This window comes from Sporocytophaga sp. (assembly GCF_017745095.1).
GTDB lineage: Bacteria > Bacteroidota > Bacteroidia > Cytophagales > Cytophagaceae > Sporocytophaga.
On sequence record NZ_JAGHZZ010000002.1, the window covers coordinates 170,614 to 197,119 of the forward strand.

35 protein-coding genes are annotated in these 26,506 nt (G+C 33.6%); 16 read left to right on the plus strand and 19 right to left on the minus strand.

Annotated elements, in window-relative coordinates; all coding sequences use genetic code 11:
* Positions 1 to 426 precede the first annotated feature (426 nt).
* Positions 427 to 837 carry a hypothetical protein gene (locus J7604_RS03490; protein WP_293891103.1) on the plus strand — a complete coding sequence of 137 codons (411 nt, stop codon included), beginning with the start codon at positions 427 to 429 and terminating at the stop codon, positions 835 to 837.
* Positions 838 to 1,131: 294 nt separating this feature from the next.
* On the opposite strand, the gene J7604_RS03495 is transcribed toward J7604_RS03490, so the two are convergent.
* Both J7604_RS03495 and J7604_RS03500 read right to left on the minus strand, forming a co-directional pair.
* The gene (locus tag J7604_RS03495; protein WP_293891106.1) at positions 1,132 to 1,482 is read right to left on the minus strand and encodes a hypothetical protein; all 351 of its coding nucleotides are present in this window, start codon (positions 1,480 to 1,482) and stop codon (positions 1,132 to 1,134) included.
* On the minus strand, positions 1,472 to 1,654 hold the full coding sequence (locus tag J7604_RS03500) for a hypothetical protein (protein WP_293891109.1): 183 nt from the start codon (positions 1,652 to 1,654) through the stop codon (positions 1,472 to 1,474). Before J7604_RS03500 ends, J7604_RS03495 begins: the two co-directional genes overlap by 11 nt.
* Positions 1,655 to 2,023: 369 nt before the next feature.
* Between J7604_RS03500 and J7604_RS03505 the strand changes: the two genes are divergently transcribed.
* The 8 genes from J7604_RS03505 (at position 2,024) to J7604_RS03540 (ending at position 8,233) form a co-directional block, all read left to right on the plus strand.
* On the plus strand, positions 2,024 to 2,323 hold the full coding sequence (locus J7604_RS03505) for a hypothetical protein (RefSeq protein WP_293891112.1): 300 nt from the start codon (positions 2,024 to 2,026) through the stop codon (positions 2,321 to 2,323).
* 470 nt (positions 2,324 to 2,793) lie between these two features.
* Positions 2,794 to 5,034 carry a hypothetical protein gene (locus J7604_RS03510; RefSeq protein WP_293891115.1) on the plus strand — a complete coding sequence of 747 codons (2,241 nt, stop codon included), beginning with the start codon at positions 2,794 to 2,796 and terminating at the stop codon, positions 5,032 to 5,034.
* Between the two features lie 6 nt (positions 5,035 to 5,040).
* Positions 5,041 to 5,391, plus strand: a complete 351-nt coding sequence (locus J7604_RS03515; RefSeq protein ID WP_293891118.1) for a hypothetical protein — start codon at positions 5,041 to 5,043, stop codon at positions 5,389 to 5,391.
* Positions 5,366 to 6,007 (plus strand): hypothetical protein, encoded by a 642-nt coding sequence (locus tag J7604_RS03520; protein ID WP_293891121.1) that lies wholly within the window; start codon positions 5,366 to 5,368, stop codon positions 6,005 to 6,007. Before J7604_RS03515 ends, J7604_RS03520 begins: the two co-directional genes overlap by 26 nt.
* The gene (locus J7604_RS03525) at positions 6,000 to 6,266 is read left to right on the plus strand and encodes a hypothetical protein (RefSeq protein WP_293891124.1); all 267 of its coding nucleotides are present in this window, start codon (positions 6,000 to 6,002) and stop codon (positions 6,264 to 6,266) included. Before J7604_RS03520 ends, J7604_RS03525 begins: the two co-directional genes overlap by 8 nt.
* The gene (locus J7604_RS03530) at positions 6,266 to 6,568 is read left to right on the plus strand and encodes a hypothetical protein (protein ID WP_293891127.1); all 303 of its coding nucleotides are present in this window, start codon (positions 6,266 to 6,268) and stop codon (positions 6,566 to 6,568) included. The genes J7604_RS03525 and J7604_RS03530 overlap by 1 nt, the downstream gene beginning before the upstream one ends.
* A gap of 2 nt (positions 6,569 to 6,570) precedes the next feature.
* Entirely contained in the window at positions 6,571 to 7,017 is a 447-nt protein-coding gene (locus tag J7604_RS03535; RefSeq protein WP_293891130.1) for a helix-turn-helix domain-containing protein, read from the plus strand.
* Complete coding sequence (locus J7604_RS03540) at positions 6,980 to 8,233, plus strand: terminase family protein (RefSeq protein WP_293891133.1); 1,254 nt, start codon at positions 6,980 to 6,982, stop codon at positions 8,231 to 8,233. Before J7604_RS03535 ends, J7604_RS03540 begins: the two co-directional genes overlap by 38 nt.
* 329 nt (positions 8,234 to 8,562) lie before the next feature.
* Here J7604_RS03540 and J7604_RS03545 read toward each other — a convergent pair whose 3' ends face one another.
* From J7604_RS03545 to J7604_RS03620, 16 genes are all read right to left on the minus strand, one after another.
* Positions 8,563 to 8,772, minus strand: a complete 210-nt coding sequence (locus J7604_RS03545; protein ID WP_293891136.1) for a hypothetical protein — start codon at positions 8,770 to 8,772, stop codon at positions 8,563 to 8,565.
* Positions 8,769 to 9,185, minus strand: coding sequence for a VRR-NUC domain-containing protein (locus J7604_RS03550; protein WP_293891139.1), 417 nt, complete (start codon positions 9,183 to 9,185; stop codon positions 8,769 to 8,771). The genes J7604_RS03545 and J7604_RS03550 overlap by 4 nt, the downstream gene beginning before the upstream one ends.
* A gap of 101 nt (positions 9,186 to 9,286) precedes the next feature.
* On the minus strand, positions 9,287 to 11,089 hold the full coding sequence (locus J7604_RS03555; protein ID WP_293891142.1) for a DUF6371 domain-containing protein: 1,803 nt from the start codon (positions 11,087 to 11,089) through the stop codon (positions 9,287 to 9,289).
* Entirely contained in the window at positions 11,079 to 11,327 is a 249-nt protein-coding gene (locus J7604_RS03560; protein ID WP_293891145.1) for a hypothetical protein, read from the minus strand. The genes J7604_RS03555 and J7604_RS03560 overlap by 11 nt, the downstream gene beginning before the upstream one ends.
* Before the next feature lie 17 nt (positions 11,328 to 11,344).
* Positions 11,345 to 11,623 (minus strand): hypothetical protein, encoded by a 279-nt coding sequence (locus J7604_RS03565; RefSeq protein ID WP_293891148.1) that lies wholly within the window; start codon positions 11,621 to 11,623, stop codon positions 11,345 to 11,347.
* 307 nt (positions 11,624 to 11,930) lie between these two features.
* Positions 11,931 to 12,398, minus strand: a complete 468-nt coding sequence (locus tag J7604_RS03570) for a hypothetical protein (protein ID WP_293891151.1) — start codon at positions 12,396 to 12,398, stop codon at positions 11,931 to 11,933.
* Positions 12,399 to 12,534: 136 nt separating this feature from the next.
* Positions 12,535 to 12,825 carry a hypothetical protein gene (locus J7604_RS03575; RefSeq protein ID WP_293891153.1) on the minus strand — a complete coding sequence of 97 codons (291 nt, stop codon included), beginning with the start codon at positions 12,823 to 12,825 and terminating at the stop codon, positions 12,535 to 12,537.
* A 5-nt stretch (positions 12,826 to 12,830) separates the two neighbouring features.
* A complete protein-coding gene (locus tag J7604_RS03580; protein WP_293891156.1) occupies positions 12,831 to 13,094 on the minus strand; it encodes a hypothetical protein in 264 nt (87 codons plus the stop codon).
* A 355-nt stretch (positions 13,095 to 13,449) separates the two neighbouring features.
* The gene (locus J7604_RS03585) at positions 13,450 to 13,743 is read right to left on the minus strand and encodes a helix-turn-helix domain-containing protein (protein ID WP_293891159.1); all 294 of its coding nucleotides are present in this window, start codon (positions 13,741 to 13,743) and stop codon (positions 13,450 to 13,452) included.
* A gap of 21 nt (positions 13,744 to 13,764) precedes the next feature.
* Positions 13,765 to 13,989 carry a hypothetical protein gene (locus J7604_RS03590; protein ID WP_293891162.1) on the minus strand — a complete coding sequence of 75 codons (225 nt, stop codon included), beginning with the start codon at positions 13,987 to 13,989 and terminating at the stop codon, positions 13,765 to 13,767.
* Positions 13,982 to 14,449: a hypothetical protein gene (locus tag J7604_RS03595; protein WP_293891165.1), complete on the minus strand. Its 468-nt coding sequence runs from the start codon at positions 14,447 to 14,449 to the stop codon at positions 13,982 to 13,984. Before J7604_RS03595 ends, J7604_RS03590 begins: the two co-directional genes overlap by 8 nt.
* A complete protein-coding gene (locus J7604_RS03600) occupies positions 14,436 to 14,642 on the minus strand; it encodes a hypothetical protein (protein WP_293891168.1) in 207 nt (68 codons plus the stop codon). Before J7604_RS03600 ends, J7604_RS03595 begins: the two co-directional genes overlap by 14 nt.
* Positions 14,643 to 14,647: 5 nt before the next feature.
* Positions 14,648 to 15,052 carry a hypothetical protein gene (locus tag J7604_RS03605; RefSeq protein ID WP_293891171.1) on the minus strand — a complete coding sequence of 135 codons (405 nt, stop codon included), beginning with the start codon at positions 15,050 to 15,052 and terminating at the stop codon, positions 14,648 to 14,650.
* A gap of 93 nt (positions 15,053 to 15,145) precedes the next feature.
* A complete protein-coding gene (locus J7604_RS03610) occupies positions 15,146 to 15,418 on the minus strand; it encodes a hypothetical protein (protein ID WP_293891174.1) in 273 nt (90 codons plus the stop codon).
* Positions 15,419 to 15,440: 22 nt separating this feature from the next.
* Positions 15,441 to 16,775, minus strand: a complete 1,335-nt coding sequence (locus tag J7604_RS03615; RefSeq protein ID WP_293891177.1) for a site-specific integrase — start codon at positions 16,773 to 16,775, stop codon at positions 15,441 to 15,443.
* Positions 16,776 to 17,382: 607 nt separating this feature from the next.
* Complete coding sequence (locus tag J7604_RS03620; protein ID WP_293891180.1) at positions 17,383 to 17,505, minus strand: hypothetical protein; 123 nt, start codon at positions 17,503 to 17,505, stop codon at positions 17,383 to 17,385.
* A gap of 43 nt (positions 17,506 to 17,548) precedes the next feature.
* Between J7604_RS03620 and J7604_RS03625 the strand changes: the two genes are divergently transcribed.
* The 4 genes from J7604_RS03625 (at position 17,549) to J7604_RS03640 (ending at position 22,588) form a co-directional block, all read left to right on the plus strand.
* On the plus strand, positions 17,549 to 18,511 hold the full coding sequence (locus J7604_RS03625) for a hypothetical protein (protein ID WP_293891183.1): 963 nt from the start codon (positions 17,549 to 17,551) through the stop codon (positions 18,509 to 18,511).
* A 23-nt stretch (positions 18,512 to 18,534) separates the two neighbouring features.
* Positions 18,535 to 19,437 carry a hypothetical protein gene (locus tag J7604_RS03630; protein WP_293891186.1) on the plus strand — a complete coding sequence of 301 codons (903 nt, stop codon included), beginning with the start codon at positions 18,535 to 18,537 and terminating at the stop codon, positions 19,435 to 19,437.
* Between the two features lie 92 nt (positions 19,438 to 19,529).
* Positions 19,530 to 20,306 carry a polysaccharide biosynthesis/export family protein gene (locus J7604_RS03635; RefSeq protein WP_293891189.1) on the plus strand — a complete coding sequence of 259 codons (777 nt, stop codon included), beginning with the start codon at positions 19,530 to 19,532 and terminating at the stop codon, positions 20,304 to 20,306.
* Complete coding sequence (locus J7604_RS03640) at positions 20,306 to 22,588, plus strand: GNVR domain-containing protein (RefSeq protein WP_293891193.1); 2,283 nt, start codon at positions 20,306 to 20,308, stop codon at positions 22,586 to 22,588. The genes J7604_RS03635 and J7604_RS03640 overlap by 1 nt, the downstream gene beginning before the upstream one ends.
* Here J7604_RS03640 and J7604_RS03645 read toward each other — a convergent pair.
* The gene (locus J7604_RS03645) at positions 22,585 to 23,175 is read right to left on the minus strand and encodes a class I SAM-dependent methyltransferase (RefSeq protein ID WP_293891196.1); all 591 of its coding nucleotides are present in this window, start codon (positions 23,173 to 23,175) and stop codon (positions 22,585 to 22,587) included. The two genes, J7604_RS03640 and J7604_RS03645, sit on opposite strands and share 4 nt — an antisense overlap.
* 169 nt (positions 23,176 to 23,344) lie before the next feature.
* Here J7604_RS03645 and J7604_RS03650 point away from each other — a divergent pair, with 169 nt between their 5' ends.
* The 3 genes from J7604_RS03650 to J7604_RS03660 are packed head-to-tail and all read left to right on the plus strand — an operon-like array spanning position 23,345 to position 26,505.
* The gene (locus tag J7604_RS03650) at positions 23,345 to 24,724 is read left to right on the plus strand and encodes a flippase (RefSeq protein ID WP_293891199.1); all 1,380 of its coding nucleotides are present in this window, start codon (positions 23,345 to 23,347) and stop codon (positions 24,722 to 24,724) included.
* A 10-nt stretch (positions 24,725 to 24,734) separates the two neighbouring features.
* Positions 24,735 to 25,637, plus strand: coding sequence for a sulfotransferase domain-containing protein (locus J7604_RS03655; RefSeq protein WP_293891202.1), 903 nt, complete (start codon positions 24,735 to 24,737; stop codon positions 25,635 to 25,637).
* The gene (locus tag J7604_RS03660) at positions 25,627 to 26,505 is read left to right on the plus strand and encodes a sulfotransferase domain-containing protein (RefSeq protein WP_293891205.1); all 879 of its coding nucleotides are present in this window, start codon (positions 25,627 to 25,629) and stop codon (positions 26,503 to 26,505) included. Before J7604_RS03655 ends, J7604_RS03660 begins: the two co-directional genes overlap by 11 nt.
* Position 26,506: the final 1 nt, after the last annotated feature.

Genomic DNA, 26,506 nt, shown 5'->3' on the forward strand with positions numbered 1-26,506 from the left:
TTAATTAGGTTTGCTTTTGAGCTCTTTTATAACTCTAAATATAAAAGGGCTTCTTTCACGAAAATTCTGAAATAAGAATAGAATTTAAATTATTGACTTTTGAAACAAAAATGATTTTCTTTACGTAAAGATTCTACGATTAATCATTTTTAATTGCATTTATTCCTTAAACTTTTAAATTAGTATAGCAGTTATGTTTAAAAATTCAACTGTGAATACAATTGTCTTGATATTATCTATTTTATTAGTGCTATATTACATTATTAGCATAATAAGAAGATTATCTAAGGTCAATAAAGTAAAGAAGATTATTCTTGAAAAGGATAATAAGAAAATTGTTTTGTCAAAATCTGCAGATAAAAGTGATATGAAAAAAATATTAGAGTTATCGCACTGAGGATTTTTTTAAGGTTCTATTTTTTGTAAATGCCAGGAGAAGATATACCTAAAAGGGGAAGAAATTTAGAAAGTAAAGCCGGTGGAATCGGTGTTGGTACTTTGATAGTGCATTTTGCAGAAAGGATCAAACCTGATTGTTCAAATTGTCCTAAAATATTCAATATCATTAGTACTGATTGTTTAGAAATCAAGCATTGGTTAATAATTTTAGCTCCTTCTTTAGCATTTGTAGTCTCATTTATTTTCCAGTTAATTCGTAGAAAAGTAGATTTCTTTATCCTTGACTCTTATATAAAAAAGGGAATAGAAGAATATAGAAAACAATTAAACGATCCACATATTTCAGCTTCTAAAAAAACAAAACTTCAAAAAGAATATGACGAGTTATGTACTGTTAAAGCAAGAACTCTTGTCAAAAATATCAAGAAGATTGATTAATTAGAATTGCTCCAATAGCCCCTTTTTCATTACTCTGCAGTCTTAAAAAAGACTTATTTTTAATAAATACTTCTCTCACCTTATGGAGAAGAGACATCAATTATTAGTAGAAGATTTCGAACAATTTTTGAAGAGTAACCAAGATTTATTTAAAACAAAAAATACATTTGCCGATTAAAAGAAACCCCCCGACCAGCTGCCAGGGGTCAACGGATTTTGGGGTCCGTTAGTTCAACCAGCTATGGTGAAGAGCAAAATTATCATACTATTCTGGATATCAAAATAGTATGATAGTTATTTTTTCCAATCAAAGCTATCAAAAGACAACAGTATATAATCTATCTGGGAATAATTAACAGTTAATAACAGCTTCTGCCTGTCATCCACCTTTTTCGCTTCCTTATGGGCTTTTATGTTTTTCTCCGGAAGGAGTATAATAGCCGTACTGTTGAATCTGCTTAATTCAACAACCCGACCCCGTAAGAAATGCTTATTCCTGTTTTTGTCTAATTTCAAATGGCCTGTGAATAATGGATCTGGAGTCCCTGCTTTTAGGAGGACAATTACCTCATCATATTCCCTTAGATCATAAGGATCTTTTCTCGGGTCTTGAGGTTCGTGAGAATAAGGTTTATTAAAATTCATCTCGTTTCTCCTTCTCCTTATTCCTAGCCCAGATGTTTCCGATTTCTTTGCTTTTTACTGGCTCAGGCGGCGGATTTATAACTTTGCCTGTAATGCTCTCAATTTGCTTGATAATGTCCTCTAGCTCCTTAATTCGCCTTTCTAAACGTGCATTTTCTTTTAGACCTTCCATCCACCATTCTGTAACGGTCTTTAAATCCCTGATTGGTAATTTTGCCCCATTCTATACTAAGTATTTTAGTTTTTATGTAAGAAGCTAAAAAAAATTGGCAAGGTTATCCACATTTTTTAGACAAAATTGCAATTCGATAACTATTAGTTATTCAGGATGGGGGGAAAATCTTTGATTTATTATAGGAGGAGCCAGGAGCTTACTCCTCTGCGGAAAAGATAAAATAGAGGGTGATTTTGTTTTACAATTTATTTGTAAAAATTTTACAAATTAATTGAAAATCAACAAGTTGTGAATAAATAATTGAGGTTTTTTTCTTGATTGTGGCCGGATGGATTTTTACCTTTGATAAAATAAATAATAATATTTATGATTATTTCAAATGTAAAATTCATGCATGTTCAGTCTGATGGTAATCTGGTAAATGAGATGGGAAATCAGAAAACAATGTATGAATCAGTTTGGGAGTCACTCCCATGCAGAAGCCACAGCTTTGAGCTGTTAAATAAGATAGGTAAAATAAATGTAGAACTTAAAACATTCAGAGTAAAGGAGGCTGAGGCTTTATTGAGGAAAAGTCTTAAGTCTGATCATGGGCCTAACTTAAGCGATTATCAATTAAGTTGCTTTAACGAGTGCCAAAGTGCGGCGCTTGAAATGTTAAGCTGATTATTAGAGGCTGTCTTAAAGGGCAGCCTTATTTATTTACTCCGGTCATCGTAAAGTAAAGTCTTCATAGCACCAATAATTTTGTCATAATATAAATTATTGTATTTCTTACACAAAAACACTTGGTTAGTTAGGGTAAGTAACTTATCTTTACATAACAATACTCGTGCCCTTTAAAGGCAGCTACTACACGAACTCATTTTCTTATGAGACTTAGTGACTAACAATCTTCCGGAAACAATCTCGTTTCCTCCAATCCTCTCAATAAAAGGATCTGCAAAGCTTCTAGACTGTTCGGATAAATTTATATTTGATCTGATAAAAGCCGGAGCGCTAAAGCCCTATTACTTCGGAGATAGAGTCTACATCTTTACTGATCAACTACTAGAATCACTAAAAACACATGATTCTAAATGGTTACTCAAAAAAGAGCCTGGTGTTCATCCAGCTAAAGATTCATACTTAAAAATATGAGTGGGATCGATTGGCGTTTTTACATCAATGATCAGCTCATAGACGAGCCGATAGGTTGGGATGCAGTTGAACTTTCATTGCAAAGGTCATCTACATATTATGGTTTAGACATCATTTATGGGAAAGATCTAACCTTTACTGGAATTGGTGCGGAGCTAATAAAGGAAGCTTTCTCAATAAATGATATAGACGCTGAATTAAACTTCTTAGTAACTTCTACATGTGACGACTGGAATACATCTTCATTATTTTTTGATGGAATAATTAATTGCACGTTCTATAAGGAATCAGAAAGCGAAGTATCTATCTTAATTGAAAGCTCAGGATTGCAGAGAGATTTTAAAAACAATCTTTCTATTCCTGTAAGCATGGATGCTTTCGAATCTCTTAATGGTAGCACACTGACAAGCATTTATCCTTATGATATAGGACTCCATTCTAAAGACCTAATAAAACGAACCAAACTAGCTGGAGGGTATAATTATTCCGATTCTTATACAATAATTAATCCTGATAACTTATTTTGTATTTTGCCTTTCGGAGAGATACAAGGAGATGAACTTGATGGAGCAAACCTGGCTTTATTCCCAACTATAACAAGTGATAGACAAAATACTAATCCCGGCTATGTCTTTAAAGCTAAGGAAGCTGTTGACCTAGAAATATCCTATGATTTTGTCGGATCTATTAGAGAGAGATTTGCAGCAGATCGAAGCTATTATTTAGCTATTCATTATCGCATAGGCCCTCCTTTTGAAGGTCCTCATCCAACTTTAATTGACTTGGGATTAAAAGATTTATTTGGCAATACAACAATGAATCAGCCTATAAATTCTCAGGGCACTTTAAATATTTCATTACCTGAAGGAGGTGAATTTTATATTTTCATTCAATTCTTTCATTTTTTCTATTCAACATCGGTTGTTCTGAATTCGACCATAACTGTAAACTTTTCAAAATGTGATCTTACATTCAAGGCTGTTACTAAAGAGAAACCTTCTATAACAAAAGGAATTCAATTATATGAAGCCTTTTATAAAATATCAGAATACATCACAGGAGTTACAGATTGTTTTAGATCTAATTTCTTCGGCCGGTTAAACTCAGTTATTCCTTATTCTCAAAATGGTTGCGGGGCTTGGGTCGCTTTAACTAATGGTTTGAACATTCGGAATATGTTAGATAAGGAGGGTAATAAATTCCCTATTGTTTGCAGCTTTGAAGATTTATACAATGCATGTAATGCTATTTGGCCACTTGGCTTAAAGATTGAAAGAGAGAACGGAAAAGAATACATAAGAATTGAGCCAAGATCTTACTTCTTTAATCCACAAGCTATTATATCTCTGCCAAATGTCTCCGGGATAACGACAAGCCCAAATCCTGAAGATTACTATAATCAATTTGAATGTGGCTATTCTAAAACTAACCTAAATACAGGAGGAATAAATGGTATTGACGAATTCAACTCAATAAGAAATTACTCTATTCCAAAGAATAAAGCTCAGAAAAAATTGAGTGCTGTTTCTGATATAGCAACGTCTGGCTATTTGATTGAACAAACTCGCAGAGCTCAATTTTCAGAATTGCCAACAACAGATTTTGAAACTGATAATGATCTTTTCTTTATCTGCTTAAACACTAGTGAAGTTACCTCTGACCTTTACACTGACCCTCCAGAAGTCACAACATATCAGGCCGGAGAAGTCTCTGAAAGAGATGAGAATTTCTCTTCTATTACAAATTTGATAAGCCCAGAGACGGTTTATAACCTCAGAATTTCTCCTGTAAGGATGGCTAAAAACTGGTATCCTGTAATTAGGGGGACGATAGTAAATAAAACTAATCCCGTACTTAAATTTCTTTCAGGCACATTTAACTATCAGGTTGAATCTACATTGCTTTATGCATGCAACAATTCAATAGGTACTGACAAAGAAGACCAAGACCTAAACGATTCTGTAGTTGAAGATAGTACCCCAATATATGAGCCCATCATATATGAGTTTGAATACCCGCTTTCTTTTCCTGAATTCAACTCAATTGCAAACAATTCTGAAAAAGCTATTGCATTCTCGTGTAACGGTTCAAACTATCAGATTGGTTTTATAAAGAGCTTATCATATCAACCAAATACAGAAGGTGGAATAGCTTCATTTAAGCTCATAAAAGGTTCGTGTGCAGTGGGCTCTTTTGATGAAGGGTTTGATGATGGATTTAACATTGGAAATTGCTAAAACAATATGAATAAATTAAAAATCAATAACAAAGAATCTGACTTCATCCAGGTGGATGATAAAGATGCAACTTTCGGCTATAGCATGAGGCCAGATAATAGCTACCTAATTTACGGACAGGATCAGGGAGGTAATGTTTCAATTGAAATCCATGATGATTTAAACAATGGTATTGCAGCCATGAAAGGAAACTTTAAGGCAAAGCAAGAGCAATTGACAAAAAGTATCTCTGACGCTTTAAGAGCCGAAGCAGAAAGGCAAGAAAGATCAAAAGAATCTTATGCTATGAAAACATTTAGAGAACAACTAAAAAAATCTATTGAAGACCAAAATGAAAAAGCTTATTTACAAAAATGAGAAAGGAGCCTCGGCTCTTCTTTCTTCTCTTAATGAAAGAGCTGCAAAATATAACGCAGCATATCAAACATTTTCAAGATTAAACCTTGGAGACACCACTCTTGAAGAGATTCAATTTGCAATTGCAAACTTTTCTAGAATAGAGACATCTGAATTTATCAGAGAGAAAATTTATGAAAAGAATTCAACACTTAAGGCACTTCCTTTAAATAAAGTAGATATCCTTAAGATGATTGAACTGCCAGAGGGGTTTAAAAACTTTGCTACAGCTGTTGAGTCCTTGGTTCTCCCTTTCGGTTCTAAATATCCTCCTATTGCATTCTTTAAAATTGAGGATGACAAGGTTATACTAAATGAGGAGTTTTTGAATAACTACATTGATTCTAAATTCTGCTACTACCTTGAAACAAAGGAAGAAGAGGATGCATATGAGTTAATGGTCGAAATTCAAAATCTTCTCAATAGAGCTAAGCCACATTTTGAAGATCAAATGGCAAATATCCTGATAGGAAAAGGAATCACTGCGGTCCTTAGTGATGCAGAAAAAGAGATAAAATTCCAACCAAAAGCATTCTTGTACCACATTAAGAAAATAAAAGATATACACAATGAATAACGAAATGATTGTTGCAAAACCAGTTCTCGGAAAAGATAAGAGAATTGAATCGTATGTTGAAGTTTCTGTACCACGTGAATTAGCAGAATACCAATTATCCTTGCCTATTGAAAAAAGGAACTCACATTGGCGGGAGGTTAAGACTGTTGAAGATTTGAAAGCTGAGAGAGCTAAGATAAAAGAAGAGATCATAAACAGCCTCTCTGAAGATGAGCTCCAAAGGCAATTAAACGAAATAAAAAAGCAGAAAGGTAAGTAATGGAAAGAGCTTATAAAATAGCCAACCTGGAAGTTGCCTTCGATGACACCGGAGACCTTCTAACTAAACTCGAAGAAACAAAAGCCTCAAGACTTAAAAAACTTGGGGCTAATGCTGATCTAAAAAGGTTAGATGAAAAGCTTTTGAAGTTAACTTCATTGAGAAACGAGATAGAGAAGCTTATTGAATCTTATTATAAAGGTCCCGTGCTTAATGCTAGTCCGGAACTCAAATTCCATTTAAATATGATCTATAAGCCTAATATTTATAATGGAGACAAATACTGGTATGATAAAGTATAACTATGCCAAAGTACAAAAAGAAAACAGTCGATCAGATTTGCAGCCTATTATCAACTGGGTTATATACTATTGAATCAATTTGTAATCAGGTGGGAATACATCCGGACACCTTCTACGATTGGCAAAGGAATAAGCCAGAGTTTGCAAATCTAGTTGAAGAAGCCAGAGCGGAAAGGATCAGCTCTCTCAGAGAGATTGCCCTTTCCAGTCTGGTTAAAGGATTAACTGGATTTAATTACGATGAGGTTACATCTAAAAATGGTAAAGTTGTTAGGACTGTGACAAAGTTTGTTGCACCTAATCCAAACCTAATTATGTTCACTTTAAAGAATACGGCTCCGGAGCAGTTTAATAAAATGGCCCCTGTTGGCGACACTCCTATACAATTACCTCCTGTGAGAGAAATAGAGGATGCGCCAGACAAGCCGGACGGAAGCAATAGAGATTAAGAAACCCCATGAAGGACAAAGACAAGTTCTCGATTCTCTCTCCAGGTTTAAAGTTGTCTGTTGCGGTCGGCGATTTGGTAAAACTGAACTTGCAAAACGTCGACTGATACTTCAAGGGTATCAGAATGGAAAATCTGTAGGATATTTCTGTCCAACCAATAAGATGCTATCAAAGCAATGGAACGCCATTGTAAAAACCTTAAGTCCTGTGATACTTAAGAAAGATGAGCACTTTAGATCCCTCCTTCTAAAAACTGGAGGTATTATTGATTTTTGGTCTCTTGAAAACTTTGATACGATTAGAGGTCAGGCTTATCACGAAGCTATTATTGATGAAGCTGCCTATGTAGAAGATCTCCTAGATATTTGGGAGAAAACAATTAGACCAACTTTAACCGATTACCGAGGTTCTGCAACATTCCTATCTACCCCAAACGGTTTTGATAACGACTTTAAAAAGCTCTTTGACTTTCAGGAAAAGTTTAATAATTGGGAATCCTTTAAAATGCCAACCTGGACAAACCCTAGAATTCCTATTGATGAGATAGAAGAAGCTAAATTACAATTACCCCTAGACGTTTTCAGACAAGAATATGAAGCTGACTTTATTCTATTTACTGGGAAGTTATTCATGGATCATTTCCGTCCTGATGTTCACATTGATGCTGATGTTACTCTAATTCCTCATCTTGAAGTATACTTGGCTTTCGATTTTAATATTACTCCTAGTTGCCTGATAATTCAAAAGTCACAGGGCTCTTTACATGTTATCAGAGAAATTCACGAACCTGGATGGGATCTTTTTAGGCTCTGCTCAGAGTTAAGATCTGATTATGGAAATCATAATTTAATAATTAATGGGGATGCTTCGGGTTATGCGAGAAATGCATTAACCCAAGGTAATATAAATGCCTATGATATTATCTCATCCGAACTAGGAAGAGACTTTGAAGATTTTAACGTACCGTCTCATAACCCAAGTTACATTAATAGTCGTCTTCAGTGTAATTGGGTCTTAAAGAATATATCTGTTAAAATACATCCTTCTTGTAAAAGATTGTTACATGATATTCAAAGTTGTAAAATTGATGAAAAACAAAGTATTGAAACATGGAAGAAAAAGAATCCTGAAGATGGACATGTTTTCGACTGTTACAGGTATCATATAAACGCCGAATGGGCAGATAGACTCCAATATGTGAGAAATGATCTATAAGTGGTTGGAATAGTTTTTCGTGACTCACTCACACATGAATTATTGAACCTGTTTTAGAGCTTCCCGAATAAAAGAGTTCGATTCCTCGTGGGAATAACCATAATCCACTTAATGCACTATAAATAACCCAATTAATAAAAGATTATTTCATTTAGTTATGGAATAGGTCGAGCTATACCCAAAAATAAAGGGGCACATTAGGCCCCCATCTTAGTCTAAAAATGATTCATTTCTGCTTATCCTCCCATCAAAACAGCAAGGAAATAGTCCATTGCAAGCTGTTTTAGGTCTTCATCCGATGGTTCACTCCAGATCAGTGGAAGAAGCGTTTATAAGGCTTTATAATAGGATTCTGGACGTGATATAGTTTCTTCTATTTCTGGAGTGACTCCAAAAACCCCTACTCTTAAATCTCTTTCATTAACATATACCACTATATCAAAATCCTTGTTAGCATAAAAATCCTTAAAGGGATATATTCCACATGCATTAAGGAATGCAGGCAAATCAAAGTATTCTTCTAAATCTTCTAATCTCATTGTATTTCGTTTATTATTGTTTGTAAATCTGTTTTAAATGCTTCAAAGTCTTTAGCTATTAGATAATAGCCTCCAGACTTGATTATCTCCTCTTGACGAGCTTTTTGATGTTCAGACTGCCTATCTTTACCTATTTTGATTTCAACCCCTATAAAGCGACCTAATAGAATAATCTGAATATCTGCTAACCCTTTCTTCATTCCGGAGTATCTCCACTTTTTTGTTCGTGGATCATATTGCCCTTGGCTGTTTATTCTATAAGCCTGACCTCCTAATGATTGTACATACTTTATAATCTGATAAGTCAGTTCATTTGCTGGGCTCTTCTTCTTTCTGGTTGTTGGGATTCCCCACTTAGGCACAGAAGGATATTTATTAATTAAATATTCTATTTCTTCTTTAGTCTTTTTCATAATAGATAGTAATAATATATATAGGAAGTAATGGAAGTATAGATAGTAAAGGAAGTGAGGGAAGTGAGGGAAGTAAACTTAATATCCACTTCCCACTTCCGTTACTTCCCATATCCCCCTTTACTTCCCATTTTTCTATATTCGTTTACTTGAGCTACCACTTTTGGAGAAACATGGAGTAGGTCCTGTATCTCTTTGTATTTTTTACCTTGGTCTAATAGATTAATAATCTCATCTGTCTTTTCGTGCGATGGCTTAGAACCATTAATAAAGTCCTCTTCATTAATATGTTCCTCTATTAATTGGAAGAACACTGAGCCGTCAATATCTTCATCCAGACTTATCAGCTTATTATGCCGTCCTCGCTTAAGGAATCTTGCCTTATCAATGATCAATAACCTTTCCGTTCTTTCTTGATCATAGGCATAGCGAAGAAATATCTGATAATCCATAAAGTCTCTAATAGCACTTGGGCCAAATCCTAAATCTCCAGATGTTTTCTGGTTCTTAGCGCCTTTGTTGGTATGGTTGATAGTAAGTGTTGTTACTCCGTGCTTTTCCCTCCAGGAATTCAATACATCAAAATAAAGGTCCGCATTAAGGTTATTTAATTCTCTCTGTTTTCTATCTCTCATAAGGCGGGATACACAAGCTTTAAAGCTGTCTATTATCACCAGCTTTATTTTCCTGTCTTCTATGATTTGAGATACTTCGTCAATAGTAAGGTTTCTGTTTTTGGCAAAACTGAGAATAAATAGCTCGTTAATTTTACGTGGTGATTTCTGGATAAAATTACGTTCAATTGGTTCAACCATTTCTTTGAATAAGTCTTCAGTTATCTCATAATTCAAGTAAAGAACGTTACCTTCATGGTCCAATTTGTTTCCCAAGTATTCACTATAGCCATATTTCAGAGCCATTGCAAGACTTAGTCCTAAACGTGTTTTCCCAGTTCCTCCTTCTGCAGTTAAAAAGTTGTTTGCTCGTTGGACAATAAAATTCTCCCAGGTAAAACGCAGTTGAAAGTCTTTGTACTTTTCATAAAGTTCCTCAGTAGTTAGAGTGCAATTATTAAACTTAGAACTAGTATCATTTTTAAGTTCTTTTATTTCAGGCAAACACCCTTCAATTATTGCATCTGCCAAATCATAACTATCGGTTCTTCCCTGGAATAGGTCTACCACTGAATGATCTATTTTATATGACTGTAATTTCTTTATGGTCGAGTTTTCTCTACCTGCCTTGTCTGCATCTTGGATATAAAAGACTTTTCTATTAAAGAGTATATGAATATTCTTATCTGTAAGTCCATTACTTCCGCCAGTTGCAAGCCAATCAAATTGAGGATAAGACTTTCTAGCAATGATTGCAGTCTTTTCACTTTCTACGAGACATATAGTTTTATTATCAGAAAGTAGATGTTCCAGGAATAAACAGCTTTGAAACTGTTCCCCTTCTTTTGGCTTAAGAGAAAATGGATTCTTAGATTTGTTCCGCTTTATCTCATTGTATTCAATGAATTTTACATTAACATCTTTGCCGTCCTTGCTCTTATAAATGAAGGCCGTTAATGTATCTTTTGTGCCAACTCCAATTGATTCCCATTCCTTCCTATTGAAGCCAAGGTTAGATTCACAATAAAGATGGAAAGGTGAGGTAATATCATTCTTGATCCTTAAAATATCTTTTGGATCTGGATACACTACTTTCTTATCAGGCTTTGGACTAATTATAGGAGCTTCCTGAATCTTGCCGCGTGGATCGTTATGATAACCGCAATTATTGATTCTCTCACATTTACCGTATTCATGCGAAAGACCTTTATAATAGCGAAACTCTTTATTATGGCCACACTTAGGACATTGACCTTTTGGAGAAGGGGATTCTTCAAACTCAAATCTCATTTGTCTGCCCCTCCTCAGCAATGATTAAGTTAATATCATTGTTAGTGCAATATTCAGCAATCATTGAATAAAGCACTTTCGGACTGACCTCAAGTTGAGAACAGATATCGAGCAAATCAGGAAGAGAAAATGAATAGTCTTTGCCTTTAGTTATAGCCGTTAACCATTGGCAAATAGCATGGAATTTTGTATCTTGCCCTTGCTTAGGAGACAAGAATACTACAGGGGTAATATCCATAAGGTGTTACTCCTTTTTTATTTATAAGGGTCTTTGGGAGATTCTGAAAGTGCGGCTATCACATCAGAAATTAGAAAATAGGGCTTACGAAATCCGGGGAAGTATCTAGGTTTTAATACTCCAGTTTCGATTAAACCATAAACTGCCCTGCGGCTCATTAGAACCGTTAAGTCTTCGACATTAACAATGGGAAGGGCTCTGTTTGAAAAAGGATTGTTGTTTGATTGGGTTAAATCCAGCTCTTTTGCAGAATTTAATTGGACTGAGAAAGTCCCTGAATTAATACTCTTAGACATTGATTGTTCATATGCTAAAAGGTTTGGTCGAGTGTCGCTCGTACTTCAATCCTGAAGAAGTCGTTATGCCAAGCTAATCTAAAAAAGTTGTCACTTTTCACAGTGGGTTATTACTAGTTCTTATCAGCTAGAAAGTACATACTATTAATATAGTTCAGGCATATACTTCCTTACACAATTATACAAGTTTGTGCCGAGCTTTCATAATATTTGTAATAGTTTTTAACCTCATTATTGAAAGAAAATTATTTAAAAGTGCCTTTAAGGCTTTCGGAAGGTTTTTCCGAAGTGGTTAGAACCTTTTCCATTACTTATAAGCCAATTTACTTTCTTTGCAACTCGCTTCTAAATCAGATATAATCTTTTTTAACTGCTGATTTGTAACACTTGTATAGCCGCTAGAGTATTTTTCAATTGAGTCCAAAATTAAATATTTACTTCCCCCTGCCTGCGCTGTCGTTATTGTTAAACCGTCAAAAGTAATGCTTACTCCTTTGGGTTCTGTATTTAGAACTTCCAGGCACTTGGTTAATAACAAATGAATATCTTTTAGACCTCCATACTTTAAGGTAACTGATTCATAAATCTGAGTATATCTGCTATCTCGTCCAAACATATAGTATGTTGTATCGACCGGCTTATTTGAATTATCATATTGAATAGCCCCGTGAACTGTTATACATCGCCCCTCCACTAAATCAAATCGAGCTACTTTTTGGCTTTGTGCTTTAAATGACAAACCTGTAATAAAAATAATAAAAAGGACTAGTCTCATAATATCAATGCATTTAGTATTAAACAATTTAATGGTCAATATAAACGATTGGTTATTAATTACATGAAGAACTTTAAAAAAATCTTTGTTTTGTAATATAACTCTTTAAAAAGTGATATTAGAATAGCTAAGTATTTTATTTTTCACTTTCCTTTTCCGTCATAACCTCCAAAATATTACTGATCATAAAGTAAGGCTTCCTGCCAAGATACTTAGGTTTTAACTTCCCTTCCCGAATAAGATCATAAAGAAATGTCTTGGAACAATCTAACATTTCGATTGTCTTATTAATTGACCAAAAAGGGACTGTATGATTATCTAGCCCCATAAGTGATGAAGGCTTATTTTCAAGTCGGCTTACAAAAGCCTCTACAAGCTCACCGACTGTTACGTCGATGAGCCTTTTAGATTTTATTTCTTCGTACATAGTTTTCATCTGGAAGCAGTAAAGAAGCTTAATTTACCATTTTGTTTCTTAAGTGCCCTTTTTTCTTCCTTAAGCTTAATCGTTTTAGCTCTATATTTCGATAGTTCGTCCAGCGCATCATTTCTTTCTTTTATCAAGTACCTCTGATTATCTTTTAGTTTTACTATCTCCTTTTCTAGAAAGAATACCTTATTTACTAGAAGGTCAAAATCCTCTGTTCCACTCTCTACATTTGGAGTATTATGGGTATTGGTTCTCAGATTTTTCATTTTCGTTTGATTCTTGAGTCTTTTACAACACGCAAATGATTTATACTCGGATCTAATCCCCGTGCAGCTAATCGCCGTTGCAAGTCAATTACAACATTCATATAAAAAATAAGCTCCCGTTGAGTTTCTAGCAACTTGTCTATTGAATACTCTTCGTTTTCAGATTGAATGTTAATTTTATTTACACTCATTTTTGATTTGATAGCCTTAGTCATAAATTCAAAATTTAAGTATGAGTTAAATTCCCCCGAAATCGAGGGAATTAATTTAATTAATGCGGAATGATACCTTACAGAAGCCAAGTTTAACCTAGAGTATATCTCTATAATTGGCCCTCTCAGCCTTTGATTACTTTTTAGGCGTAATTATATTTGCCCCATGTTTGTCGCCACTTTGCGAAGGCTTCTTTTGTTATCCTTCTTTTCTTTGGCGTCCCCTCCATAGGTAAAGGGTTGATAGGGCTTTGCAGGAGTTTATAAAATGTTGTGTTGCATACTCCCAATTCTTTCTTCACCTCTTCTGAAGTCAAATATTCCTCTTGGACAGGCTTCACATTGAGCTTCTTTAATGTTGAGGTAATTAAATCTTCTCCAAATTGACGAAGTTCATCCATTGTCATTATGATTGTTTCTCCTGATTTGACTGGCATAATTTTTTTATAATTATAGGATTATCTAGTAATCTTTAAAGGGGTTATTGGTATATTATTTAACCTTTGATATAATTGTATAACTTGATCTTTAAGCTCATTAATTTCCTCTAAATCTTGTATTCTCTGTCTTCTCAATCTTACTGTTTCACTAATTAGATCTAATACCTCAGGATTTTGGTATACCACCAAATGGTTACCATTTGGACGGTTTTCCTTCATAAATTCCTTTCTTCCCTCAATCATTTTGTACTCCTTCCTTTGTTTGATTACGGATATCGTATAATACCTCTCCTTTAATTGAAAATAAATGAGCTATATCAATGAGACATTTTAGTGCAGCAACTTCATTATCTTCTGAGAACATTGTTTCTGCTAAAAAGTATTTTACAATATTTTTTGTGTTATACTTTACTGTCAGATTACAAAAATTAGTATGGTCGAATTCGTCACAACGCACATATCCTCCCGAATAAATGCTGGCCAAGTCCTCTTTGAATAGTATAATTCCTATAAGAAGAGATTTTAAGTCTGTCGACTCTGAATTGCCATATGCTAATTTTTGTAAAACATCATCAATTACTTTATGCAGACAGTCTTGTGAATACAGGGAGAGTATTTTATCAAACGTAATTCTAATTGCTTTGCCTTCGTCTGTTATATCTTCAGGCCAATTCTGTAGTGCAATTGCGTTATTTGATTTCATTAGCTCCTCCTTTCTGTTTATCTAATGATCTCAGTAGTTTGGTATAAAAATAAAGATCTTGGTTATGGATTGTTAAGCCGTCAGCAGAACAGGCAAGACTCAAAATTTCATAAATGGATTCTTTAATTTTATCAAACTCTTCTTCACAGCCATCAATTTGAATTGTGATTAAATCGTTTTTTTTATCGAACATTACCATTACTCGACTCCTCCTTTCTTCACTCTGGTGGATTCAAAAATTTCAAGAAGATCTAAAAAGAAAGGAATACAGTCTTTGTCATAATTTTCAATTAACCCTTTTAATAATGCTTTAATGGCCTTACATAAGGATTGATTTTCGTCAAAGTCATAATCTACTCCGTAACTTTCTTTAATTTTATAATCGTTGAGAATCTCCCACATCATCCAGGAGTAACAATTAGTTTCGTGTGAATCTGCACTGCCGTCAGTTACTAAAGAGGTAAAATATCCATTAATAAATAAGGCGGGAGGATCGGGGTATTTAGAGAAGAACGTAGCAAGTTTTTGTTCTACTTCCTCTTTATAGGAAATATTTTTTGGTTTTTCTTTGGCAATAACGTTGCCTTTCGCTAATTTTACCATTAGTTAGATTTGTTTAGTGACAGTTTAACAGAACCCCTAAAAGTTGCCGCTTGTAGGGGTTATTTTTTTATGTATAAATAAGATTACATATTCTTATCTGCAAAAAAGATATTTTTCTATTTCACTCAATTTTACATGATACTTATTGTCTCTCCCTTTCATCCCTACTTTTCCATTGTATGCCCATTCTTTTAATCGCCGTGGTGTTAAATCAGGGAAAGCCTCAAAAATCTTCGCATCATTAATAAGGTACGACCTTTCACGAACTGAAATTTTAGACTTTAAGACTTTTGCAATTGCTCTTTCAGCTACCAATTCCGCAAACTGCATTATTTCAGGGGTTACAATAAATTCCTTCGTTTCCATAATTGTTTATTTTACCACCAAACTATACCGCTTTTAACTGAGATTCAACAGCCCCGAAAGCACGCTGCATTTCCATTTCAATAACTTTGTTAGTGGTACCGTAATAATGATCTAAAAGGACCTTTACAGTCTTTCCGGTTATTTCAGCCGCTACTTTAGGGCTAATTCCTCTTTCAGCGCAATGGGTGATAAATGTTTTAACTGCAACGTGTGTTGTTACAAGTTCAAACTTGAAATACTTTTTATATTCTTTCTTTCCTCCCTGATAAAAAGGCACTTCAACTTTAGAAGTTAGGCCAGCATCAGAACATAACTCTTTTAAATACTGATTTTGGAGTTGCTCAGAAATTACCGGGAGTTCATAATTGTACTTATCTAAAATTGCCAAAGATCGCGGCGTTAAAGGCACCTGAATATCCTTCTTTGTTTTGTGTGCTTTCAGCCTGATCACGTTATCTGAAATATGTTCAGAACCCACCCTTTTAATATCGGAATACCTCAAGCCTGTTGAGCATTGAAAAACAAATAGGTCTCTTACCCGATCCAGCCTCTCACAGTTTGACAAATCCATATTGCATAGAATCTCTAGCTCCTCCTGAGTAAGATAAATGACAGTCCCCTTTTCTTTGTTAGCTTTAAATTTCTTGTATGAGTCATTCACTTTGAAACCCATTGTTTCCATATAACCCAGGAAGGTTTTTAGATTCTTTATGAGGTTACCAACACTATTATTCTGTAAACCTGCTCTTTTAACCAGCTTTCCGGATCCATCCTTTCTTTGAATATCTTTATACATGAACTGTATGAAGTTTTCATAGAATTTATGATCAATGTTTTCCAGGGTTATTTTAAACCTGTGCATCTCGCTATAATCTTTAAGATGTCCCCTTAGGGTTTTATAGTGCTTATAGGTAGAAAGTGCCTTCAGATTCTTTGTTACACCTAAATATTCATCATAGTGAGTAAAAAAGTCCTTTTCAACAATCCTTTCCTGCCTATATTGCTTTTCAAACTCCTCCTTTACTACGTGGATGGTTGGATCCTTCTCTTCATACTGTATCTTCCTCACTATTCCCTCAACTTTTGCACGTAATGATTTTAAAAGTGCATTGGTAAAAGTATCAGTTCGCCCCAGGTCCATTAATAAATCCTCGTTTGCTCTAGTATTCTTAATCCCCCTTTTAGAATCAACTATTTGTTTCTTTTCATTCCAGTACTCAGGATTAATTTTTACACCTGTTGAAATCAATGTTGTTTTAGCATGATGACCATATTGTATATATATAATAGTTTCCCCATGCTCATTAACTAAAGGCTTTCCTTCCCTTCTTCTAATTATTGTTCTAAGCGTTGCCATATCTGATGTTCCTAATTTTCATCTAAATTACGGCAGGTAATATATTAGGTCAAGCGCACCGCTGCGCAAGTATGTAACACGGGAGACTTTTATTTAATATAAACCTTTAATATTGTGCATGTTCGAGCATGCCCGTAACGCTTTTTTCCTCCCTGCGGCTCCACAATACATTTGTAACAGTAAACAGTAAGACACTAACTGTTTACTGTTACTGTTTTTGCAATTCAACCTATTTCATTTTTTTTTTACAACCTAAGCCATTTTCCCATTTGAAAAACTTTTAGTTTATTAAAAAGCCTCCCAATTAAATACATCCATATTTAAATACATAAAAGATTCCCCTCAATTGCCCGGCTGTTTAAAAATCAGTTAAAAAGCAAGTCTAAGTATAATGCTGAACGTTTGCTGAAGGCATTGGATAAAGAACTCCTAAAGATCTGGAGAATTTCTGATTTTTTTTACAAAGAATCAGCCTTTAAAAGCTGTTGGTCTAGTGCAATTCATAGGTGTATCAAGGAATATAAACAGTGAAGGTTAAGAATACACTTGATAACAGTTTCTTTTCACTGTTAATGTTAACGGATTACTCTATTTCAACTCTCTCACTCTACCTTAACACCCCATTAACATTACGTTTACCTGCTGTTAAAAATCCTGTTAAAAGTCTGTTAAGTTTTCGCTTCATAATAAATTGCTCTCCTATAACAACTACATTTGTCCTGTCAATCATATAACTTTTTCAAATATAACCACGAACCACAAACGCCACTAAAATGAAGCATCGCGTTATACTTACTGCAAGCATTCTTTTTTTTCTCTGCTTAACCCTATTCACAGGATGTAAAAAAGAAAATGTAAATGAATCTAATGATGAAGTCAATGAAGAAGTCTCTGATGAACTCGCATTTGAAATAGAATCGAATTTGTCTTTAATAGATGTAGAAAAACTGATCGAATATACGGCTGCATCTAATTTAAGAACTGAAGGTGACTCTACAGTAGGAGAATCACTAATAGGCATCTGTGATCTTTTAAAGATGAAACAATCAAATGCTCGAATCGGAGAAGACGAGACTCCAGGATATACAATAAATTTTAGCGGTATTACATGCGACAGCAGAAGACAAAGAGAAGGTAGCATGATCATTAATTATCCATCAGGATCAAAATTCAATCTTCCAGGTGGTGCAATACAAATAACGTATGTCAACTATAAAATAACTCTGCTCAATACGAACAAATCTTTTACGATCAACGGAACGAAAAAAATTACTAACCTTACCGGAGGATTAGTAAAAAACCTGCAACCGACATCCCCTCCTATCAGGCACATGGTTGCTGGAAATATAACCATTACTTATAATGATGAAACACAAAGAACTGTTAACCTTTCAAAAATCAGAACTTTGAATTCTCTTAATGCTGGTAACTGGCAAGTAGCTCTGACCGGTAATGGCAGCTATAATGGTAATGATAGCATATCTGAATATGGTGTAAATACAAAGGGACAAAACTATTACGTAAAAATACTTTCACCAATAGTTTTAAACACCTGCGGATCTTTTTGTAAGCCCATAAGTGGAGTAAAATTCCATAAAGCTATTTCTTCCGGAGTTACTACGCTCTATGGACTTGATAAGGATGGAAATGTAAAAAATGATTGTTCTTCCAGAGCCTACAAAATGACTTGGGTAAATAAAGATGGTATTGCAAAAGAATTAATAAAGAAATATTAGTCCTATAAGAAGAGTTAATTTCTATGAAATTACCAAAGCTAAATTTGTTAATTATATGTTTCCTGTTTCTAGGAATACTAGTTAATTCAGGCTGCAAAAAACATCGCGATAAGGTTGAACCCGGCACTGAAGACCCAGAAGATCCTGATAATGAAAACAACATGGATTTTCTCTCTCAGGATGTTGAAATATTCTTTTCCTCGGGAAAATTTAATCCTTCTGACAATGGATTCTTCTGTGGATTAAGCACAATAGATAGTACAACCAAAAGCATCTGGAAAATAAGCTTTAATGGCACTTCCTGCAATAGCAAAAAGAAAAGAGAAGGTATGATAATAATCTCAATTGAAAAAGGTACAAGATGGGAAGATAAAGGGGCTATTATGTCTGTTCAGTTCATAAACTATAAAGTAACGGATTTATCGACTAACAGAACTGTAGAAATGGTAGGCACACAAAAAATAATGAATGAAACTGGAGGATCTATTGTGAATATGATAGATAACAAGCTAGTCCATGTCATAAGAACCATTGGTTTAAAATATTTCTTTGATGGCAAACCTAAAACAATTAATGAAGCTAAAAGAAGAACTTTTTATAAAGTAGGAATAGACTATCATATTGAGAACTCCGGAGATACTATAATTAAAGGTTATCCATATCCTGATGTTGCTGAGTGGGGAACTACAGTGAAACTAATTCCTTATCAAGTAAGTTATCTGGAGCCTTTAATAGCAAATACATGTGGGGGAAAAACAAAATTTATTTCAGGAAAAAAATTCCATAAAAGCTCATCTTCCGGTACAACTACCATATACGGTGTCACAAGGGACGGTGATTTAGATCATACATGCGATGCATGGGGATACAAGGTGACATGGATAGACAAATCCGATGTCACAAACAAAAGGATATATAAATACTGATACTTTAACAAATCCTTAACGCTATCATAATCTCAAAAGTAAGCTGGTAGTGCAGATTTAAATATCTTTGTATAACCTTTAGGTTTAAAGTTATGCAAAGATATTTTATTTTTTTAGTATTTGCAGTTATACTGACTTCATGTATTACCAGAAAAAAAGTGGTCTATTTTCATAACCAGGACAAGACCCAGCTGATAGATACTCTCAATAACAATTCATATACTATTAGCTCCGAATACAAAGTCAAAACCGGTGACATCTTATATATAAAAATTAATGGTATAGAAGGTAAAACATCTTCTTATTTTAATATTGACGGAGACGGAACATATGCATCATATAATGAGGCATATGTTTATCTTAATAGTTATACTGTTAATGACAAAGGCGAAATTTCAATTCCTGTCTTGGGTTCATTAATTGTTAAAGAAAAAACTCCTGATGAAATAAGAATAAATGTAGAAACTATACTCAAGCAACAGCTAACAACTTCCTCTGTAATTGTAAAACTTATTTCTTTTCAAATATCGATACTTGGTGAAGTAAATAAACCTGGTACTTTTACGATCTATGATGATAAAATTACGATTGCAAAAGCGCTTTCACTGGCAGGTGATCTAACTGAATTTGGCAATAGAAAAAAAATAAAGATCGTCAGAGAAAACAATGGAGTAAATGAAATACATTTTGTCGATCTGACACAACAATCCACTATCAATTCCCAACTATTCTATCTACGCCCGGGAGATATAGTATATTCCCAACCAATGAACATTAAATTGCTCAGTACTAACCTGGCTCCTATAAGGACAATTTTACTAGGTGGTTCTCTTCTGATATTAATTTTACGACTTTACAAATACCTATAATGAAACCGAATATTCACCAGGAAGAATTTATAAGTATAAGATCAGTTTTAAACAAGCTGATCAAAAACAAAAAGTATTACCTCCTATCCATAGGTATCTGTATAACGCTTGCAACTATTCTAATCCTTTACATATCGCCTCAATATGCTGTTAACTCAAGCATACTATTGAGGCTTGACTCCAAAAACACACCCAATATAGAAACTTATCTTAGTGGTACAGACCTCTTCAAGAGGGATAAAAATCTAGAAAATGAACTCGGCATCATTACGTCATACAACCTAATATATAAAACAATTGATGAGTTAAACTTTAGAGTCTCCTATTATCAATCCGATCTCATTAGAATCAATGAAATTTATAAAAAATCCCCATTTGAAGTTATAGTAGATACATCACATAATCAAATAGTAAATTTTGAATTTACACTTACACCTCTTGGAAATAATAAAATAAGAATTCAGACAGATGGAAGTGATCTTAACATGTACAATGCTCAAAATAAGAAAGTAATTAAAGAATATATTTCTGAGTTTTCACTAGATGATACATTAACCTACGGAGATGAAATTAAAAATGAATATATCTCATTTAAAATAATCAAATCTATATACAATTATGATTTCTCTGAAGCTATAATTTTTAAGATTAATGATCTTAATAAAATGACTGAGGATTATAGAAAAAACTTATCAATCCAGCCTCTTAGCAAGGAATCAACAATATTAAAACTATATCAGATTTCCAGCACTCCGGACAAGACTATAGATTTCCAGAATAAACTATTGAATAACTATTTAAATAATGACCTGAATGAAAAAAGGCAAATTGCAGTCAATACAATTGCATATATAGATACCCAACTTGAAGGCATATCTGATTCATTAAATCTGGCCGAGGGTGATCTTGAAAGATATAGAAGTGCAAACACGGTAGTAGATCTCAGCTATGAGGGCAAAAGTCTTTTCGATAAGTTTAAAGAACTTGAAACCGAAAAAAGTAAAGAAATATTTAAGGAAAAGTATTACGAATACCTGTTGAATTACCTTATAAAAAATACAGATATCAATAGCATGACGGCTCCATCAACTATTGGAATTATGGATCCTTTATTGAATACCCTTGTAAGCGAACTGACCTCATTGAATAACGAAAAAGCTGCATTGAGTTATAGCACAAGGGCCGATAACCCAACCATAGCCATTACAAACCTTAAAATTGAAAACATAAAAAAAGCACTTACCGAAAATTTAATCAATATAAAAAACTCTTCCAGAATTTCTCTTGACAATGTAAACAAAAGAATGGCAGAGCTACAGTATCGTATGCAGAAACTTCCTTCTAAAGAAAGAGCTCTACTGAATATACAAAGAAGGTTTGCATTAAATGATCAGACTTACAATTTTCTATTGCAAAAAAGAACTGAGGCAAGTATTGCACAGCTCTCAAATATAATGGAAAACAAAGTCATTGATTATCCAAAGACTAATACCGAAGGCCCAGTTTTCCCCAATAATAAACTTTTATTTGCTGTAGCAATTATTCTCGGATTCATTATCCCTACAATTGTCATACTTTCAAGATCTCTATTGACCAGGAAGATAAAAACAAGGAATGAATTGATGAAACACACCAATATTCCTGTAATTGGAACAATTGAAAATTTCAGATATAAAAGTCCAAAGGAAGCAATTAATATAAATGATTTTTTTACAGATCAATTCAGAAACCTAAGACTTAAGATTAAAAATGATTATGGCCAAAATCTATTGATTCTCGTAAGCACGCCACAATCGAATCAATACAACCTTCCAACCACTATGGCCATAGCAGGGATCAATAATGCAGCCTCAAAAAAGACATTAATGATTGATGGTAATTTTAACCAACCGACTTTGTCTAATTTATTTTCAGTTAAATCAGAAAGGGGACTATCAAATTTTTTGAATTGTAGTTCGGATGGCAACGATATAATTGAAACAACTTCATTTACCTATCTTGATTTAATAGCACCTGGGATAGCATTAAATAATATACCTGAATTAGCTGAACAATCAGAACTTAAAAGCTATTTCAACATGCTAAAAATTCGTTATGACCTGATCATAATTGAAATAGATGGGGTAAACAAAAATCCAATTTATAATATTCTCAAAAAATATGCTGATGTAATTCTTATCAATGTAACCTCTGACTTATCTATAGATGAACTAGGCGAAATAGTAGAATCAATAGATAAGTCAGAAGAGAATAAGACAGGTATTGTATTTTACACTAGTTAAATCTTCATCAGAATAAACTGACCGTTTTTAATCATAACAACTTTAACTTTTCCGGAAGCAACAAACTCGTCTACAGCTTTATTAACTCCATCTTTCCACCATCTGTCCGAAATGTAGTCGTCACCGGCAATGAAACCACCTTTTTTAACTTTAGGATAATAACATTCAAGATCCATTTTAACATATTCATAAGTGTGGTTACCATCGATATAAACCCAGTCGAAATAATCATTATTAAAACTCTTACTAACAGCATCTGAAAGCCCTCTGTTTATAACAACTGAACCACGAAGTATATCGATATCAAATCTACGTTTCACATTATTAAAAATAGCTTCCATTATATCCTGGGAACCTGCTTTACCTCCATACAAAGCATCTTCATATTCCTGCATATATTTCCAAGGATCAATAAGATGAAGTCTTGAGGGCTTTACAGTACGAAGTATATCTTTGGAAAAATCACCTTTGTAAACTCCGATTTCAGCACAAACAGAGCCCTGAGGCATCGTTTTCAATAAAAAGTCTCTTGAATTATTAGTACCAAGAACAGACCTCTTTGCTTTCTTTATTAGATCTAAAATCATAATAATAACATTTTTAATTTAAGTTAAACTTGCTAAAGTAAACTTAAACAAAAAGGGGTAATGAATTAAGTACATGAACGTTTATTAACCAATACTTAACACTTCATTAACCATAGTCTTTTCAAAAGAAGTAACTTTGTAGTCTAATATTAAACAATAATTAACCACCATGTTGTTTAACACTATCCTGTCAAAATCCGGCATAAAAAAGGCACTGCGCAGTGATAAGGACCTGTCAGAGCTATTTTGGGGAAGTGCTACATCATTGATAATAAAAATATCTTCTATTGGTATTAGTTACCTCTTCACTCTTTTAGTATTATACCTATATAATCCATCAGAATGGGGAATTTTTTCACTATCACTGGCATCCATGATGATTTTCGCAATACCAGGCAGACTTGGCCTTGATACGGCTATCGTCCGATTCACTTCTGAATATCTGACAGAGTCAAACGTAAATAAACTTCAGGACTATTATCAAAAATCCTTCATATTAGTATTATTAAGTAGTATTGCCTGCACCATACTTATGTATTTCTTTTGTGGATTTTTGGCAGAATCTTTATTCAAAAAGCCAGTAGTAACACAAAGTCTGAAAATAATGTCATTGGGAATTATACCAATGAATATATTATTTCTTAATGCTGAATCATTAAGGGGACATAAGGAAATAAAATTATATTCATTTTATAAAACAGTTGCTTCATATGCATTCTGCATACCCTTATTGTATGTCATAACAAAAGCTGCTGATATAAAATTTAACCCAGAAATAAGTTATGTTATTGGATTATGGATTTCAATGGTTCTAAGTATAATATCATGGAATAAAAAACTGAAGTTAAATTATACATTAAAAAATCAGGAACATTCTTTTTCCGAGATAATAAAGGTCGCATTTCCAATGCTTCTAACCACCTCTTTAATTTTCTTATTAGGATGGACAGGCTCATTTGCCATTGGAATATTTCGGCAAGATCCGTCCGAAGTTGGAATATATCAGGTAGCATTAAGACTTTCAGCCCTGACTAGTCTTCCAGTCTTAGCAATCAACTCTATTGCTGCTCCGAAGTTTGCTTCACTGAACTCATTAAAAGATACAGAAGGCTTAGAGAAAGTGATCAGGCAATCGACCAAAATGACGTTCTGGGTATCACTTCCCATTTTATCAATCTTCATAGCATTTCCAGAATTTATTCTTAGCCTTTTTGGCAAAGAATTTAAGTCAGCTGCCCTGGCTTTAATATTTATATCAATAGGGCAATTTATAAGTTCAATTTGCGGATCCGTCGGTAATCTACTCCAGATGACCGGCCACCAGAATAAGATGCAAACGATAATTTTAATAGGTACAGCAGTCAATATATACCTGAACTATCTCTTGATTCCAAAATATGGTATTGCTGGGGCAGGCTTTGCAAGCATGATAGGAGTTGCTGTGTGGAACCTATCTGCAGTTTATGTCATCTGGAAAGAGATGAACATTACGACCATATATATTCCAAACATCAAGAAGATAGGCAAGAGAATAAAAAACTTTATTTAAACAAAAAAATATGCGATTACCAGATTTCCTAATTGTTGGCGCTCCTAAGTGTGGCACTACTACAATGCACGAAATATTAAAACAACATTCACAAATCTTTCTTCCATCAGAAAAAGAAATTCATTTTTTTGATAATAATAAAAATTTCAGCAAAGGAATAAACTGGTATAAAAATTACTTTAAAAATGTCGCCCATGACAAAGTTGCAGGAGACATAACACCTTCATACATGTACTACGACTATGCAATAAAACGTATCTATGATACATTCGGAAGTAATGTCAAAATAATATTTATGTTGAGAAATCCAGCTGACCGTGCATTTTCAGAATATTCATATAATTTATCCAGAGGACTGATCAAGGAACAGAACTTCGAAAAAGCGTTAAGTCTTGAAGTTATAAACAAAGATCTGCCTCCATTTGAAAGAAGATATTTTAGCTTTATATCCAGAGGCTATTACGGTCAATATATACAAAACTTTCTTGAATATTTTCCAGAGAAAAATTTACACTTCATTTTATTTGAAGATGAATTTCTAAAGGATCCTCAAAAATGTGTTAAAGAATTACAGGAGTTCCTAGGTGTAAAATATGAAAAGTTAAACACAGATCTGAAGAGTAACACGGGTTTTGTTCCTCATTATCCAGGAATAAATAAGTTAATATATGATCCAAATCCTATACGATCTGTGCTAAAGAAAATGATACCTGTATATACTTTGAGAAAAGAATTAAAAGAACTGGTCAAAGAAATAAATTCTAACAAAAAGGTGAAACAGGCAAAACTTTCAATAGAAGTAAAAAACAATCTGTTACAAGAATATTACCAACGTGATATAATAGCTACAGAGAAGTTAATATCAAAAGATCTATCGTCCTGGGGTATAAAAAATAAGGGATATGAAAGTTAATACTATAATAATCGGAACACAAAAATCCGGTACTACTTCCCTTTACTATTATCTAAAGCAACATCCTGATATTTATTTTTCAGAAGTAAAAGAGATAACATATTTTGATAATGATAAATTTTATGAAAAAGGAATTAATTACTTTCATTCCTTTTTCCCAAATTTTAAAAATCAAAAAATAATCGCAACGGCAGATGTCCATTTACTGCCATCTGCAACTGCACCAGGAAGAGTATTTAAATATAATCCCAATATTAAAATAATTGTCCTGCTTAGAGAGCCCGTAGACCGTGCGTACTCTGCATTTAATTATGCTAAAAAAAATGGATGGGAAAATTCTGAAATATCTTTCTTAAAAAGTCTTGAGAAAGAAGAAGAAATAAGAAATAATAAAGGGCTAATCCGAAAAAACGACCTCTTGTATTTCTGGAATGGCTTATATCATCATCATTTAACCAACTGGTTTAAGTATTTTCCCAAAGACTCATTTTTCATATTTAAAGATGAAGAGCTTAGAAATAATGGTTATATTAAAATAAAAGAACTATTCCAATTTCTAGGAATATCAGAAAATCAAGAAATCAATACAAGCAAGGAATATAATAAGGCGGGAAATGTGAAGTCAAAATTTATTCAGAAATATATTCTAAGCAAAGGATCACCGTCAAAGAAATTCATAGGAAGTATTTTACCTTCTAAAATTAAAGTATTTATAAGATCAAAAGTATTCAAAAAATTAATCGAGCTAAATAAGATAGATAAAGAGAATGAGCCTCTTCAAGCACAGGATAGAGTAAAAGCAAGACAATACTTCAGAGATGATCTGCTCAAACTTAAAGAAGAATTATCAATCACATTTAATGATTGAA